The organism is Rossellomorea sp. DA94, from assembly GCF_029834455.1.
Taxonomy (GTDB): Bacteria; Bacillota; Bacilli; order Bacillales; family Bacillaceae_B; genus Rossellomorea; species Rossellomorea vietnamensis.
Genome location: NZ_CP122397.1, coordinates 2,792,341 through 2,807,422, shown reverse-complemented (window position 1 = coordinate 2,807,422; position 15,082 = coordinate 2,792,341). Strand labels below are relative to the sequence as shown.

19 protein-coding genes are annotated in these 15,082 nt (G+C 42.5%); 15 read left to right on the top strand and 4 right to left on the bottom strand.

The genetic code is table 11. The features are described from left to right. Nucleotides 1–35 precede the first annotated feature (35 nt). The 3 genes from P8596_RS14655 to P8596_RS14645 all read left to right on the top strand — a co-directional run bounded on the left by P8596_RS14655 (nt 36) and on the right by P8596_RS14645 (nt 2,393). Nucleotides 36–635, top strand: coding sequence for a phosphatase PAP2 family protein (locus tag P8596_RS14655; protein WP_224519603.1), 600 nt, complete (start codon nt 36–38; stop codon nt 633–635). A 52-nt stretch (nt 636–687) separates the two neighbouring features. Then, nucleotides 688–1,833: a glycosyltransferase family 4 protein gene (locus P8596_RS14650; protein WP_254651762.1), complete on the top strand. Its 1,146-nt coding sequence runs from the start codon at nt 688–690 to the stop codon at nt 1,831–1,833. 104 nt (nt 1,834–1,937) lie between these two features. Further along, complete coding sequence (locus tag P8596_RS14645) at nt 1,938–2,393, top strand: DUF2663 family protein (protein ID WP_224519605.1); 456 nt, start codon at nt 1,938–1,940, stop codon at nt 2,391–2,393. Nucleotides 2,394–2,449: 56 nt separating this feature from the next. Here the strand turns inward: P8596_RS14645 and P8596_RS14640 are convergent, their stop codons facing one another. Then, nucleotides 2,450–2,710 carry a spore coat protein CotJB gene (locus P8596_RS14640; protein ID WP_034758277.1) on the bottom strand — a complete coding sequence of 87 codons (261 nt, stop codon included), beginning with the start codon at nt 2,708–2,710 and terminating at the stop codon, nt 2,450–2,452. Between the two features lie 6 nt (nt 2,711–2,716). Then, entirely contained in the window at nt 2,717–2,938 is a 222-nt protein-coding gene (locus tag P8596_RS14635; RefSeq protein WP_224519606.1) for a spore coat associated protein CotJA, read from the bottom strand. Between the two features lie 151 nt (nt 2,939–3,089). Between P8596_RS14635 and P8596_RS14630 the strand changes: the two genes are divergently transcribed. From P8596_RS14630 to P8596_RS14600, 7 genes are all read left to right on the top strand, one after another. After that, the gene (locus P8596_RS14630; RefSeq protein WP_224519607.1) at nt 3,090–3,725 is read left to right on the top strand and encodes a CBS domain-containing protein; all 636 of its coding nucleotides are present in this window, start codon (nt 3,090–3,092) and stop codon (nt 3,723–3,725) included. 59 nt (nt 3,726–3,784) lie between these two features. Next, on the top strand, nt 3,785–4,168 hold the full coding sequence (locus P8596_RS14625; RefSeq protein ID WP_224519608.1) for a hypothetical protein: 384 nt from the start codon (nt 3,785–3,787) through the stop codon (nt 4,166–4,168). Beyond that, nucleotides 4,161–4,925, top strand: coding sequence for a metallophosphoesterase (locus P8596_RS14620; protein ID WP_224519609.1), 765 nt, complete (start codon nt 4,161–4,163; stop codon nt 4,923–4,925). The genes P8596_RS14625 and P8596_RS14620 overlap by 8 nt, the downstream gene beginning before the upstream one ends. 97 nt (nt 4,926–5,022) lie before the next feature. Continuing rightward, entirely contained in the window at nt 5,023–5,934 is a 912-nt protein-coding gene (locus tag P8596_RS14615) for a MerR family transcriptional regulator (protein WP_034758288.1), read from the top strand. Between the two features lie 68 nt (nt 5,935–6,002). After that, nucleotides 6,003–6,587, top strand: a complete 585-nt coding sequence (locus P8596_RS14610) for an adaptor protein MecA (protein WP_224519610.1) — start codon at nt 6,003–6,005, stop codon at nt 6,585–6,587. Between the two features lie 261 nt (nt 6,588–6,848). Then, a complete protein-coding gene (locus P8596_RS14605; protein ID WP_034758292.1) occupies nt 6,849–8,126 on the top strand; it encodes a Glu/Leu/Phe/Val family dehydrogenase in 1,278 nt (425 codons plus the stop codon). 222 nt (nt 8,127–8,348) lie between these two features. Then, nucleotides 8,349–9,314, top strand: a complete 966-nt coding sequence (locus tag P8596_RS14600; protein ID WP_224519611.1) for a YpdA family putative bacillithiol disulfide reductase — start codon at nt 8,349–8,351, stop codon at nt 9,312–9,314. 62 nt (nt 9,315–9,376) lie between these two features. Here the strand turns inward: P8596_RS14600 and P8596_RS14595 are convergent, their stop codons facing one another. Then, nucleotides 9,377–10,351 carry an asparaginase gene (locus P8596_RS14595; RefSeq protein ID WP_279724216.1) on the bottom strand — a complete coding sequence of 325 codons (975 nt, stop codon included), beginning with the start codon at nt 10,349–10,351 and terminating at the stop codon, nt 9,377–9,379. Nucleotides 10,352–10,440: 89 nt separating this feature from the next. On the opposite strand from P8596_RS14595, the gene prsW reads away from it, so the two are divergent. Beyond that, the gene (prsW, locus tag P8596_RS14590) at nt 10,441–11,124 is read left to right on the top strand and encodes a glutamic-type intramembrane protease PrsW (RefSeq protein ID WP_224519613.1); all 684 of its coding nucleotides are present in this window, start codon (nt 10,441–10,443) and stop codon (nt 11,122–11,124) included. Between the two features lie 55 nt (nt 11,125–11,179). Here the strand turns inward: prsW and P8596_RS14585 are convergent, their stop codons facing one another. Further along, the gene (locus P8596_RS14585; protein ID WP_034758298.1) at nt 11,180–11,524 is read right to left on the bottom strand and encodes a hypothetical protein; all 345 of its coding nucleotides are present in this window, start codon (nt 11,522–11,524) and stop codon (nt 11,180–11,182) included. 258 nt (nt 11,525–11,782) lie between these two features. Here P8596_RS14585 and sleB point away from each other — a divergent pair, with 258 nt between their 5' ends. The 4 genes from sleB (at nt 11,783) to P8596_RS14565 (ending at nt 14,968) form a co-directional block, all read left to right on the top strand. Next, on the top strand, nt 11,783–12,583 hold the full coding sequence (gene sleB / locus P8596_RS14580) for a spore cortex-lytic enzyme (protein ID WP_371928763.1): 801 nt from the start codon (nt 11,783–11,785) through the stop codon (nt 12,581–12,583). 14 nt (nt 12,584–12,597) lie between these two features. Continuing rightward, nucleotides 12,598–13,944 carry a germination protein YpeB gene (gene ypeB / locus P8596_RS14575; protein ID WP_229592353.1) on the top strand — a complete coding sequence of 449 codons (1,347 nt, stop codon included), beginning with the start codon at nt 12,598–12,600 and terminating at the stop codon, nt 13,942–13,944. 147 nt (nt 13,945–14,091) lie between these two features. Continuing rightward, nucleotides 14,092–14,739 carry a flagellar brake protein gene (locus P8596_RS14570; RefSeq protein WP_224519615.1) on the top strand — a complete coding sequence of 216 codons (648 nt, stop codon included), beginning with the start codon at nt 14,092–14,094 and terminating at the stop codon, nt 14,737–14,739. Between the two features lie 52 nt (nt 14,740–14,791). Then, the gene (locus P8596_RS14565) at nt 14,792–14,968 is read left to right on the top strand and encodes a YpfB family protein (protein ID WP_159362177.1); all 177 of its coding nucleotides are present in this window, start codon (nt 14,792–14,794) and stop codon (nt 14,966–14,968) included. Nucleotides 14,969–15,082 lie beyond the last annotated feature (114 nt).

The window sequence follows — 15,082 nt, the reverse complement described above, 5'->3', positions numbered from 1 at the left end:
TACATTCATTTGCAACAATCGCAATGAGAATTTACATGGAATTAGTAGAAGCATTACAAACCGAAAATATAATGAAACTGACATATCAGTATAGAGAAGGGGTTGATGGAATGGACAATATGCTGACGCGCTTTCGTCATGCAGATGATAAGTTGTTTTATAGGATCAATGGCAGTAAGGAGCTTTATCGTTCATTCTTTGGATATGTAACTCACTTGGGAGGAGCGAGGTTCAGTGTGGGATCCATCTTCATCTTATTCTTCCTGGGTCAGTATTATAGTTGGCTCATGGATACGGTCATTGCGGCTGCTGTCTCCCTGATCATCAGCCATATCCTGATGATGTTGCTGAAAAAAGGGGTCAAAAGAATCCGTCCATATATGACATTACCGGGGGCGATCATTCATGGCTATCCATTCAAGGATCACTCATTTCCTTCGGGCCATTCAACGGCTATTTTCTCCATCACCTTCCCTTTTATGATCCACTACCCGATCACGATGCTCGTTCTGTTCCCGTTGAGCTGGCTCGTTGGGTATTCAAGAGTCGTCCTGGGTGTCCATTATCCTTCAGACGTATTGGCAGGTGCGTTTCTGGCATTTGCCACGACAATGATGGTTATCTTGTTTATCTAAAGAAGCTAACGGAAAGCTAAGATTGCATGCAAACCAAAAAGGGGGAAGGGTAATGAGAGTGGCGCTTTTTACTGATACGTTTTATCCGCAGGTAAACGGAGTGGCAAGGACGTTAAAAAAACTGACGGATCATTATGATAAGAGAAGGATTGAATACAAAGTGTTCACACCTGATCTTCAGCATAAAGGGGAGAATTATCCTAATGTGCACTCATTCACGAGTTTCCCATTCTTTCTTTATCCTGAATGCCGGACGGCCATAGTAAATCCAAAAACAATCCGAAAGCAGCTAATGGATTTCTCTCCCACATTGATTCATGTTACCACGCCACTGACGATGGGGCTTTATGGAATCCGTGGAGCAAAGAAATTGGACCTCCCCCTTGTGGCTTCTTATCATACCCATTTTGATGTTTACTTGAATTATTACAAAATGATGTGGGCGGCCCCATTATTATGGAAATATATGAAGTGGTTTTATTCACATGCCGACCGCATCCTCGTCCCTTCTGAAGAAACGAGGATGCATCTGGTGAATCAGGGCTTTACCGACCTGTCCATATGGGGGAGAGGGGTCGATTGTGCGACGTTTTCACCCAAGAAGCGAAACTCCTCCCTTAGGGAAAAATTCAAGATTGATAAGAAATATATCCTCCTTTACGTAGGGAGGCTGGCACCAGAGAAAGACTTGGATACACTTGAAAAAACAATCAAACACCTTCCAAGGGAAGTGAAGGATCGAGTCCAATGGCTCATCGTCGGCGATGGACCGCTAAAGAAAGAGCTCATGGATAAGACCCAGGGTGAAAATGTCATCTTCACAGGCTATCTGACAGGGGAAGAACTTGCAGAAACGTATGCCTCCTCCGATTTGTTTGTCTTCCCTTCAGCTTCTGAAACATTTGGGAATGTCGTACTGGAAGCACTGGCATCAGGGTTGCCTGCCGTAGTCGCAGACAGGGGAGGCGTGACGAATATCGTCGAGCATGATCATACTGGCAGGGTTGCAGAAGCTCATCGATATCAATCCTTCATCCACCATATCATCGAATCGCTGGATGAAAGCCGGCTGATCTACATGAAACGAAAAGCACTTCAGATGGCTGAAAAACAATCCTGGGATACTATCTTCGAAAAACTCATAACTGAATTAAGGGAAGTGAGCTCCTTCCATAGCCAAACGCAGCGGTATGGATGAAAAAATAGTCAAAAGGGATCCTCAAAAGGGGATCCTTTTTCAGGTGCTGATTCTATCTCTCTGGACATGTTCATATGCTTTAAGGAGGGGAGGAGTGGATAAGGATGGACCTTGGAGGAAAGGAATTTGGGGAGTGGACAGATCAGGCAACGGAGCAAATGCTCTATAACCTGATTGAGAAGAAACAAAAATTTGATAGGGCGAAGGCCCTTCACCTCTATATATTATGGGGGGCAATGTTTGCGTCCTTCTTTTTTCTATATTATTTGACGAAGTTCGTGTTGGACCCTTATTCATACTCATTTGCCGCCATGTTCTCAAGCTTTGTATCAGATTCCATTCATTTATTCATGGTCCTTTTTTTGGTTGTGCTATTCGGAGCTGCCAAAATACTATATGAAAAGAAGGAAAAGAAAGAAAAAGAATTTCATGCATTAAGATGCGAAATCATCGATCGAAGTAAAGATTTATGGAAAGAAGAAGCGTGGAAAAAGAGGCATCATGTATACGATAAGATGAAGAAAGAATGGGATATCAATCTGTTCCATGGCAGTAAATGAGAACCCAGTGCTTAAAGGGAAGCACTGGGAGTGGCTTTAACAGACATGCACATCCCTCACACTTGCCATGGCCAGGGTGCTTCCTTCCAATCCCACGGGTAATTGGAGTAGCTGTACCCAAAATGGGTCAGTGGGCCGAATTCCTTTTCAAATTTCTTTTTAATTTGTTTTCGGGTTTTGACATACATATTGTACTGTGAGATGGCCTCATGATCTTCCGGGTGGGTATCAAGGTACAGAGTGAGGTCGACAATGACGAAATCGACCGCCTGCAGTTCTTCCAACACTTCATAATAATGGGCGGGAAGCTGTTTCATATGGGATCACTCTCCCTTCGCTTTTTCGTAGGGACTATAATACGGATCATAAAATACTTTCCACAGTGTCCCTTTCTGCAATGCCTCTTTAGGGGTATATTGTTCTAAATTTGGTGGTTGAAACCCAAGATACAGGTTTGGGGGAGTCGAATATACCTTCCGTGTAATCGGCTTACACGGGTCATAGGGACTTATATACGGATAATATGCTTTATAGAATTCATGCATATCGATTCCTCCTTTAAATGAATTCCTTCGTAACAACATATGATTGGAGGAATGGGAACATGTTAATTTATATAAATTCATTAGAATGAAGGGAAATACAAGGGAAATGTTGAATACTTAAGATGTAGGAAATTAATGATGAGGTGGTCAAATGTTTGTTAAAAATGCCATGATACCGAAACACAAATGCTATGTGGTGGATGTAAACGATTCAGTTGAAAAGACGCTGACGGTGCTTGAACACCATAAAATCGACGGGGTACCTGTCCTTTCGAATGAAGAGTTTAAAGGCGTAGCGACCCGTTACAATATCTATCAAAGCTTCTTCCTTTCCGGAATGGACAAGGAAGCCTTTCTCAAAGAGAAAAAGGTCAGTGATATCATTACGGATTCGGACAAATATATAACCGAAAAGGATGTATTTGAAAATGCATTGATCGAATTAAAGGATTCGCCGATCCTCCCGGTGGTGGCCGAAAATAATAAGTTCCTGGGACTCGTTACACGCTTCGACGTCCTGGATCAATTCAGGAGTGCATTCGGCATGGACCAGAAGGGAGTCCGCATCGCTTTCTCTTCTGTAGAAACGGAAGGGCGGATCGCAAGGCTCGGTGACATCATCCAACAATATTCAGAATCAGTGATATCCCTTGTAACATTCGATGAATCCGATAAATTATTACGTCGTATTGTCCTGAAGGTGGAAAAGAAGGACAATATGGATAAATTCCTTCATAAGTTAGAAAAATCAGGTTTCCGGATTCTCGATATCCATGAAGATGAATAATTGAATAAATCCCTGTATGAAACAAAATCCCTCTCATAAGATTTATGGGAGGGATTTTTTTGATCAATCATTTCATGAAACTGATAATGACGTTTCTTTTAGGGTATCTATTCATTACATGGTTTCCGACATCCGAACGATTTACAAATCCGGAAATCATCGTGGAAATGGTCCTCAATCCTGTACAGTTCTTCGCTGCGTCCATTGCTTTTATGATCGGGGTCATGGTCCAGGTGAATGTACTGAAAGCTGAATTCTATTCTGTCCTTCAATTATGGAATGGAAAACTACATAAAGAATCGATCCTCATTCCATTTCACTTAGCGGTGATCTACGTGTTGAGCGGGTATGGCATATGGCAAACGATGATTTTTTCCTGTTCAGCCATTTTTTATGGTATCATTTCAATAGATTTTCGCCGTCAAGGAGGCCACAATGCTTGAAATTAGTATGATTTTATTGGCAGGGGGAGTCAGCCTCCTCTTTTATATGGTATATGAAGCCCGACGTAACATCGTAAAGATTGAAAAGGTGAAGCTGCCTCACTATCCCCGACAGATGAAGCCTGTATCCCTTTTTTTTATTTCTGATATACATAAACGGGAAATTTCAAATGAAATCATTGAAGAAGTGAGAGGGAAAACGGATCTTGTCATTATCGGCGGGGACCTGTTGGAAAAGGGAGTGCCTTTTTCAAGGGTCGAACGAAATCTTGACAAACTCCTGACTTTGGGAAGCGTTTATTTCATATGGGGAAATAATGATTATGAAGTGAATACGAGCAGGTTAAAACAAATATTCAAGAAAAAAGGAATCATCGAAATCGTCAATTCCTCAGTGAAGGTAAAGGTTCATAACGGTGTCTTGAACTTGATAGGGGTGGATGACGCAAGTACCCAGCGGGCAAATTATGAGGCTTCACTTGAAGGGGTACACCCTGATGAATTCAACCTTTTGATCAGTCATGATCCAAGACTTGTGAATCAAGTTCGGAAAGAAGACGGAATCGACTTCATGATAAGCGGACATACACACGGGGGGCAGATTCGTCTGTTCGGTTGGGGGATGTATAAAAAAGGAAGACTTGAAACTCTCCCGGAGACCACCCTATTAGTAAGCAATGGCTACGGGACCACCGCTATTCCTTTGCGGCTGGGTGCCCCGGCGGAAACCCACTTGGTGATGATAGATAAAGGTTAAAATGAACAAATGTTATTCATTACCTATACAAATTTTACACAATAAGGTTTCTCGGGTTATAATTCTAGAGAGATGAGAAATACTTGGGGGACTATTTATGAGCAATGATAAAAAGTTGGAAGGCAAATACAACATTAAGGCTGTGTCTACCATTTTAGGGATTCAACCTGGAACATTGAGGGCATGGGAGAGAAGATACCAAATCATTGCTCCTGTGCGGAATGAATCCGGGCACCGTTTGTATACCGAACAACATTTAAATATATTGAAATGGCTGGTTGAAAAGGTCGATCAAGGCTTTACCATCAGCCAGGCCGTTGCGTTACTGGACAAACAGGAGCTGGAAGAGAATGAAATCACATCCTCTGAACAGAAGGATCGTACCCAGACGATTTCCGATGATCTCTTGAAGGCTTTATTGAGTTTTGATGAAACGAAAGCCCATGAATTGATCAACCAGTCGTTTTCGGTGTATACCATCGACAAAGTGGTCATCGACATTCTCGGCAGCCTCCTGGTCAGGATCGGTGATTTATGGGAAAATGATGAAATCACGACGGCCCATGAGCACTTTGCCACTTCCATCCTCAGGTCCCGTATCGGTATCATCATGCATTCTTTCCCACATAACGGGATATTACCCAAGGTAGTGGCTGTCTGCGGCCCCGGAGAATGGCATGAATTAGGATTGTTGATTTTCACCCTTTACGTACGAAGGAAGGGGTTTGAAGTCATCTATCTGGGATCAAGCATAAAAGAGAATGATATTGAGGTCGTATTGGATGAAGTGGATCCAAAGTTTCTATTCTTCTCGTGCACATTGTTTGAAAATGTGGATAACCTTCTTTCACTCGTTACATCCTTAAAGACCGAGCGGAAGGATCTCGTAATCGGAATGGGCGGTTTCGCCGTCGATCATCTGCCCAAAGACGTAAAAGCAGAATTTGATGAACACATCGTGGGACAATCCAAATCCGAATGGGAACATTGGCTCAAAAGTAAATTATAAGAGCATGCACTGTTTTTTGCCCCTTACATAGTATGATGATAAATCGTCACACTCTAGGGGGTACGAAGATGAAGCTCGAAAGAATTTCGGACAATAAAATAAAATTTTCCATTAGTGTAGAAGAGTTGGAACAAAAAGGGTTATTTGAACAGGACCAATGGAAAGATTCCTATATGTGGCATGATCTGTTCGAAGACATGTTAGATGAAGTACAAGGGAAGTTCGGCATCGAAACACAAATGGAAATCACAGTGGAGATCGAATCATTTGATGACCAGGAAATCTGTCTGATCCTCACGTTGGAGTCTGAGGATGACTTTTCCGACTGGGAAGAAGGTACCGAAATGATGAAATCCATGAACGATCATGATGTTCTCGTGTATTTCAATGATTTCGAGGACTTACTCAACCTTCTCATACGGATCAATGAGATGGGAAAGCTGAGCCATTCCCTCATTCAATGCAGTATTTTTCACTATGAAAAAAAATATTACGTACTTATAGAGAATTTGCTTGAAGGCGACAGTTTCGTCCTTGAAGCGATTTGCGCCGAATATGGTCAACACTCGACGATCACAAAGCATATTCTGATGGAATATGGCCGAGTTGTGTTACTAAGGGATTCCATTAAAAAGATATTACATTATTTTTGACTCGTTCATCCTTGTATTGTATCTTTACCCCCTTTGAATATATATTTTATGTTTGATCTTATAAGAAAATCGTCTTTTTGCACTCTCAGGGTCTCCTGGGGGTGCTTTTTAGAAATTCTTATTCTAAAATGATAGCGTTTTCAAAAAAATATCCCATATTGAATTTTCCTTCTTTGCAAGTGCAAATCAAACGTGTATACTATGTCATGAAAGCGGACGAGGTTCTGCTAAACAGTGAAGGATACTGGGAGGTTTACATACATGGTAGCCGAAAAGGGGAAAGAAAATCATCAAAGTTCAGAACAGCATGATGTGCTGAAATCTACACAAACGGTTATTCATCTTGCACTCGATAAATTAGGGTATTCAGAAGAAGTTTATGAATTATTAAAAGAACCAATTCGTATGTTAACGGTTAAAATACCAGTCCGGATGGACGATGGAAAAGTAAAGGTTTTCACTGGCTATCGTGCCCAGCATAATGATGCGGTCGGACCGACAAAGGGCGGTATCCGCTTTCATCCAAACGTTTCGGAGAAGGAAGTTAAAGCGCTCTCCATTTGGATGAGCTTGAAATGCGGAATTGTCGATCTTCCCTACGGGGGAGGTAAAGGCGGAATCATCTGTGATCCCCGGGATATGTCATTCAGAGAGTTAGAGCGATTAAGCCGTGGATATGTGCGTGCCATCAGCCAAATTGTCGGACCTTCTAAAGATATTCCGGCACCGGATGTTTTCACCAACTCTCAAATCATGGCGTGGATGATGGATGAATACAGTCGCATTGATGAATACAATTCTCCAGGATTCATTACCGGCAAACCACTGGTGCTAGGAGGATCCCACGGCCGTGAAACGGCCACTGCCAAAGGGGTGACAATTTGTATCCATGAAGCGGCGAAGAAAAAGGGAATCAAACTCGAAGGGGCACGGGTGGTCGTTCAGGGGTTCGGGAATGCCGGAAGCTTCCTTGCCAAATTCATGCATGATGCCGGTGCGAAGGTGATCGGGATATCCGATGCCTACGGCGGCCTGCACGATGAGGACGGCTTGGACATCGACTATCTGCTGGACAGACGCGACAGCTTTGGAACGGTCACGAAGTTGTTCAATAATACGATTACAAATGAAGAACTGCTGGAGCTGGATTGTGATATTTTAGTGCCTGCTGCCATCGAAAATCAAATCACGGATAAGAATGCCCACAATATCAGGGCAAGCATCGTCGTCGAAGCTGCCAACGGCCCGACCACACTGGATGCGACGAAGATCTTGACGGAACGCGGTATCCTATTGGTACCGGATGTGTTAGCGTCCTCGGGTGGCGTGACGGTTTCCTACTTCGAATGGGTTCAGAACAATCAGGGGTATTACTGGACAGAAGAAGAAGTGGAAGAGAAACTGGAAAAGATCCTAGTTAATTCTTTCAATAATGTGTATGAAACGTCACAAACAAGAAGAGTGGATATGAGGCTCGCAGCCTATATGGTCGGGGTAAGGAAAATGGCGGAAGCCTGCAGGTTCAGAGGGTGGATTTAGCGACATACTAAAAGGGGGGGGACAAGATACCCCACCCTTTTTTCTATTGGGATCATATTCAATGGCGCCCATATAATGAGTGTGGATCACGGGAGACCGAGGGCTCCTTTTTGACCTGGACGCAATCTTATTCCATAATAACTGAGTAAAGACTTTTTAAAAATCTGAAGTGTACGGATGAACTTGATCATTCAGATAGAGGAATTGAAGGAGTGTCTGAATTTGAAAATGGAAGAATGCATAATTGTAGGCGGAGGACCGTGCGGGTTGTCTGCTGCCATTAGTCTCAAAGAAAAAGGAATCAATCCTTTGATCATTGAAAAAGGAAATATCGTCAATGCGATTTACCACTATCCTACCCATCAAACCTTCTTTTCGTCGAGTGAGAAGCTTGAGATCGGCGATGTACCATTTGTCATTGAAGAGCATAAGCCGAGAAGGAATCAGGCATTAGTCTATTATCGCGAAGTGGCGAAGCGTAAAAAGCTGAGGATCAACCGATTTGAAACCGTTTATAAAGTAGAGAAGCACGACGACAGCTTTACGGTGACGACTTCTAAGGGCCATTACGAAAGTAAGTCGATCGTCATCGCAACCGGATACTACGATAACCCGAATTATATGGAGATCCCGGGAGAGGAACAAGAGAATGTGTTTCACTATTTTAAAGAAGCCCATCCTTTTTTTGATACGGATGTGGTGGTCATCGGAGGTAAAAACTCCGCGGTTGATGCAGCACTCGAATTGAATAAAGCGGGGGCAAGGGTCACCGTTTTATACCGGGGAAGTGAATATTCCAAAAGTGTCAAGCCCTGGATCCTCCCGAATTTTGATGCGCTTGTAAGAAACGGTGAAGTCACGATGGAGTTTCAGGCATGTGTGGACGAAATAACAGGGGATTCTGTTCTTTACAACGTGAATGGAGAAAAGAAAGAAGTCAAGAGTGATTTTGTGTTTGCCATGACCGGCTATCATCCCGATCACAGCTTCCTGACGAAAATGGGGATAGAAATCGATAAGGAAACAGGACGTCCGGCCCACAATCCCGAAACGATGGAAACAAATGTAGCCGGTGTCTATATTGCGGGAGTCATTGCCGCAGGAAACAATGCCAATGAAATCTTCATAGAAAACGGTCGTTTGCATGGCGGATTGATTGCAGGATCCATCACGGAAATGAAAAAATAGAATGACAAAGAGGCTCGAGAGAGGAGCCTCTTTCTTTCGTCTTTTTTACTTTTTGTCGTTTACTAGTTTTTGAAAATCGCTTCAAGTTCTTTCATATCATGTATTTGGGAAAGGGCGACCACAAGCTTGATTCTGGCTTTTTGTCCATTTAGACCGTTAGAGAAGATGACCCCTTTTTCCTTCAGTTGTTTTCCTCCACCTGAATATCCGTAAATGTCCTGGACGATCCCATTGAAGCATCTCGAAACCAAAACGACGGGAGTATTCGCTTCTAACAGTTCCTCGATGCCCATCACGGTTTCCGGTGGGAGATTCCCCTGTCCCAATGCTTCGATGACGACCCCGTCGTACTGAAGCTCTTTTATCGCCCGCAGTAAACCTGAATCCATTCCTGCATACGCTTTTATAAGTGTCACCCTTTTGGAGATGTCACACACTTCGTAGTGTTCGTTAGAGGTCGGCTGGTGATGGAAGAGGACCCCTCTTTTCGTCACGATCCCGATCGGTCCATACTGTGGGCTTTGAAAAGTAGATACATTGCTCGTATGGGTTTTGGTCACATTTTTCGCAGAATGGATCTCATCGTTCAGGACAACCAGAACCCCTTTGTTCATGGATTTGTCGTCCGCTGCTACACGTACAGACGAAATCAGGTTATATAAACCGTCAGCCCCGATTTCATTGCTTGATCTCATCGCCCCCGTCACCACGATCGAGATGGGGAGGGAGAGGGTCAAGTCCAGGAAATAAGCTGTTTCTTCCAATGTATCTGTTCCGTGGGTGATGACGACCCCGTGGAATGGCTTTTCCTGATACTTTTCTTCGATGGTCTCTTTCAGCTGCTGCATATGCAGAGGCGTAATATGAGGGGAGGGCAGATGGAATGCTTCTACTACACTCAGATTCGCCAGATTTGAAACGATGGATGTTTGCACAGAGAGCGGGTTTTCTTTTCCCGGTGAAACGGCTCCGGTTTGTTCGTCTTCCATCATCGAGATGGTGCCGCCTGTATGTATGACTAAAATATCTTTCTTCATTATTCATTCCTCCAACCATTTAAATTCCTATTTCCAATCCTACATTAACATGATACGATTAAGAAAACCGAAAGAAAAGAGGACTTTTTATGCTGGTGATTTTATCAGCGGGTATAGCACCAGGATTAGCATTGTTAAGTTACTTTTATTTACGGGATCAATATGAGGCCGAACCCATTACATTGGTGTTTAAAACGTTTATGTACGGGGCCCTTATTACCTTTCCGATTATGTTTTTACAATATGTCCTGGAAGTGGAAGGGATCATTAATTCCAATTGGTCTACAGCCTTCATTTCTTCCGGGTTCCTCGAAGAGTTTTTTAAGTGGTTTATTTTGATGTTTGCCATCTTCCAACACGTGGACTTCAACGAACCCTATGACGGGATCGTGTATGGGGCCAGTGTTTCCCTTGGGTTTGCTACAGTGGAAAATATTTTATATTTGATCGCCAATGGCGTAGAGCACGCATTTGGGAGGGCGGTACTCCCTGTATCCAGTCATGCCCTTTTCGGGGTCATCATGGGGTATTATTTAGGGAAAGCCAAGTTCTCTTCCCGAGAAGAAAGGCATAAATGGCTTTTTCTGGCCATTTCGGTGCCTATCTTGTTACATGGAACCTACAATTATATTTTCCTTTCTGAGAAAAACTGGGTTTACTATATGGTTCCGTTTATGTTTTTCTTATGGTGGCTGGGATTAAAGAAAGTGAAGAGTGCCCATCAGCTGACAGAGAAGAAGTACAAAAGGGAACTGAAGAAAGAAGTCATTTAAAGACGATTGTGAATAAGTGAATCAGAAGAACCCCCGCTAATTGCGGGGGTTCGGTTTATTTATAGGCAGCAGCTAGATCAGTTTTTGGGGATTCTTTCCGCTTCACTTCATCAATTTTGTTCACAAACATCTGAAATACTTTACGTTTTTCATCCAAGTCGCGTATGTATTCTTTCAATTCACTATACTTTTCTTCAAATGGCTTATGATACATTTCCCTGATATTTTCAATGATTTCCTCATTCACCGTGGATTGAATGACCTGCTTTGTAATTCCGTATTTATAGGAATAGACCTTCAGTTCTTTTTTTACTTCCTCATAATCTGTATTGATTTGATCCAATACCTCTGAAATATCTTCTTTCCATTCATCCAACGATTTCGCTAAATAATCCTCCATCATGACCCTCCTGTTTGAATTAATGAAGTATCCCTCACTCATTATAACCTTACTTGTTTACATCCTTTTTGCTGAGACATTACAGTGTCTTATCAAAGTGCTTCACTTGTGCAGGCGCTTTTTCCTGTTTTCAAATTTTAATGATTCCACTTGTATAAAATGGGAGCCTCTACAAAAACTAGAGTTAATGTTAATTGAAGATATGGAGGTTAAGGCATTATGAATAGTCGTTTCAAATGGGTTTCTACTTCAGTCGTCATGGTGCTTATGTGTTCTCTTCTTATGATTTCTTCTGAAGGTGAGAAGGCAGACGCTTTTACGAATCAGGTCATTCAGCATGGCGCAACGGGTGAGGATGTAATCGAGCTTCAATCCAGACTTCAATATATCGGATATTATAACGGCGATATTGATGGTGTATTTGGATGGGGGACCTATTGGGCGCTCCGAAACTTTCAATATGAGTTCGGTCTTCCGATCGATGGCCTTGCCGGTGCGAAAACAAAAGAAAAACTTGTGAAAGCATCAAAGTACAATAAGGAATATGTGAAGAATCAAATTGAAAAAGGCAATGACTTCAGCCATTATGGCGGGACAGATTTAGATAAACAAGGAGGTTCGACAGGTGGGGGAGGGGCAAAGGCTCCTGCTCAAAACAAGCCGGCACCTTCTAAGCCGACGGCGGTGAATACACCGAATGGTTTCTCTCAGAATGACATTCAATTGATCGCAAACGCAGTATATGGAGAATCGCGTGGTGAACCATACGAGGGACAAGTAGCTGTAGCAGCAGTCATTCTCAATCGGATAGACAGCTCAGCGTTTCCCAATACCGTGGCAGGGGTCATCTTTGAACCAGGTGCGTTCACAGCCGTAGCTGACGGCCAAATCTGGTTAACCCCAAATGAAAGAGCAAAAGAAGCGGTGTTGGATGCCATTAACGGTTGGGATCCGTCATCAAGTGCCCTGTATTACTTTAATCCAGCGACGGCAACAAGCAAGTGGATTTGGTCCCGTCCCCAAATCAAGAAAATTGGAAAACACATATTCTGTAGTTAAAGAGGTGAAGGGAATTGCTACGTATCATTTTAATTACGGTACTCGTCCTAGGTGTTGCAGGTACCGCTTTCTGGGGATACCAGGAACACCAGGAGAAAAATGCGATACTGATCAATGCGGAAAATAATTATCAAAGAGCATTTCATGAATTGACTTACCAGGTGGACCTGCTTCATGATCAAATCGGTTCCACTCTTGCCATGAATTCACGGAAGTCACTATCACCGGCACTTGCCGATGTGTGGAGGTTGACGTCACAGGCTCACAGTGACGTAGGTCAGCTTCCTTTGACGCTGCTGCCATTTAATAAGACGGAAGAATTCCTGAGTAATATCGGTGACTTCAGCTATCGTGTAGCTGTAAGGGATTTAGATAAAAATCCATTGACGGATAAGGAATATAAGTCATTGGAAAATCTGTATAAACAAAGTGCCGATATTCAAAATCAGTTACGTCAAGTCCAGCATCTTGTCATGGAAAACAATTTGCGATGGATGGATGTGGAAATGGCTTTGGCTTCAGGGGATGAACAGGCAGATAATACCATAATCGATGGATTCAAGACTGTTGAGAAAAATGTAACCGGATATGATGAGGCGAACTTTGGCACGACTACCTTCGTCAACACGGAGAAAAAAGATCAGAACTTTAAGAAGTTAAAAGGGAAAGAAATTTCCAAAGAGGAAGCAGTCAAGATATTGAGAAGGTATTCCGGTATCCCTAAATCAAAAGATGCAAAAGTTTCAAAAAGTGGGAAGGGTGCCGATTACAAATTCTATAGTGTATCAATCGGAAATGGTAACACCGAAGCGAGCATGGATATCACCCAAAAAGGCGGGTATCCGATCTGGTATATCAATAACCGTAAAATCAAGGAACCAAAGATCAGCTTGAACAAAGCAGCTGAAAAAGCGACGGCTTTCCTGAAGGAAAATAACTTCCAGAAGCTTGAACTTTTTGAGAGTGCACAATATGATAACATCGGTATTTTCACATACGTGACGGTCCTGGACGGAGTGAGGATTTATCCTGATTCAGTCAAAATAAAAGTAGCGCTGGATAATGGACAGATTGTCGGATTTGCTGCTGAAGAATACTTAAAGAATAATCATGAAAGAGAAATCCCTAAAGCGTCCATTACAAAGGCAGAGGCGAAAGAAACGACGAACCCCAACCTGAAGATAATGGAAGAGCGCCAGGCAGTGATCGTGAACGACCTGAACGAAGAAGTGCTTTGCTATGAATTCATGGGTATGCTGGGTAAAGATACCTATAGAATATTCGTCAATGCAAAAACAGGAGAAGAAGAGAAAGTAGAAAGGCTCAAAAAAGCAGAGCCCATTTATGAAGAAGTCGTTTAACACTAGAGGGACGGACCTCCAACTTGGAGGTCCGTCCCTCTCTTTTTTATTGGAAAATTCAGAATGGAGTTAAAAAAGGTATGGAAAGGAGAGGGATCTCGTGACATAATATAGATACATAATATGGGAAAGTGGGAATTTTGGACTATGATAAAAACAGGTACCACATTGCAATTGGAGCCTATAGATAATGAAACATTTGATCGATATAGATGCAGGGTGGTCGAACTTTCCGAGGAGGGGATTTTTATCGATTATCCCATCCATACCAAAACGGAGAAAGCCGTTTTTTTAATCGATGGAACACAGTTGAAAGCAAGCTTCACCTTTAATGAACAGACCGTCCTGATGTTTGAAACGGAAGTGATGGGCCGTAAATTATCCAAGATACCGATGATCCACCTGCACTATCCAGGAGAAGAAGGGTTAATGAAAGTCCAGAGAAGGCAATTCGTTCGTGTAGATGCGAATACCGACATTTCATTAAAGAAGAATGGTCAGTTTTACCCTACGATCACGGAAGATCTCAGTGCAGGAGGATGTGCTGTGGTGGTGAGGAAGGGAATGGATTTGAAAAGTGGCGACAGGGTGTCAACCATCATCGTCCTCCCGATGCAGACAGGGGAGTGCCGGTATGCAGAAATCGAAGGGAAAGTGATCCGGGTCTGGGAAAAGGAACACAAACAAATTGCGAGCATCGAATTTGTTCATTTAACTGAAAATCAGAGGCAACATATTTTAAGGTATTGTTTCGAAAGACAGCTTGACTTAAGAAAAAAAGGCTTACTTGAATAAAAAAACGAAATGTACACATACTTTTTCTTAGTAAGGAAAAAGGGTGATCACAGTGAAAAGGGTAGAAAGAATTTTAATCAAATTAGCCATCATTCATGTCATATTATTAATAGCGGTCCAGTTTGTATTTCATCAACTGAATGTCCTTCCCGAGCTTCATAAGCTTGTATTCTACGAAGGAGTGGAGAAAATGGAGTACAGTGAAATTGTAGAAACCCTATCACGTTAGAGCAGGAGATGAATCCCTGCTCTTTTTTTTGAAAAAGACTCCAAAAGTAAGAATCTATAAACGAAAAGTGAGATTTATGTTAAAATGGGTAAGAAAATTATTAGGAACTTAAGT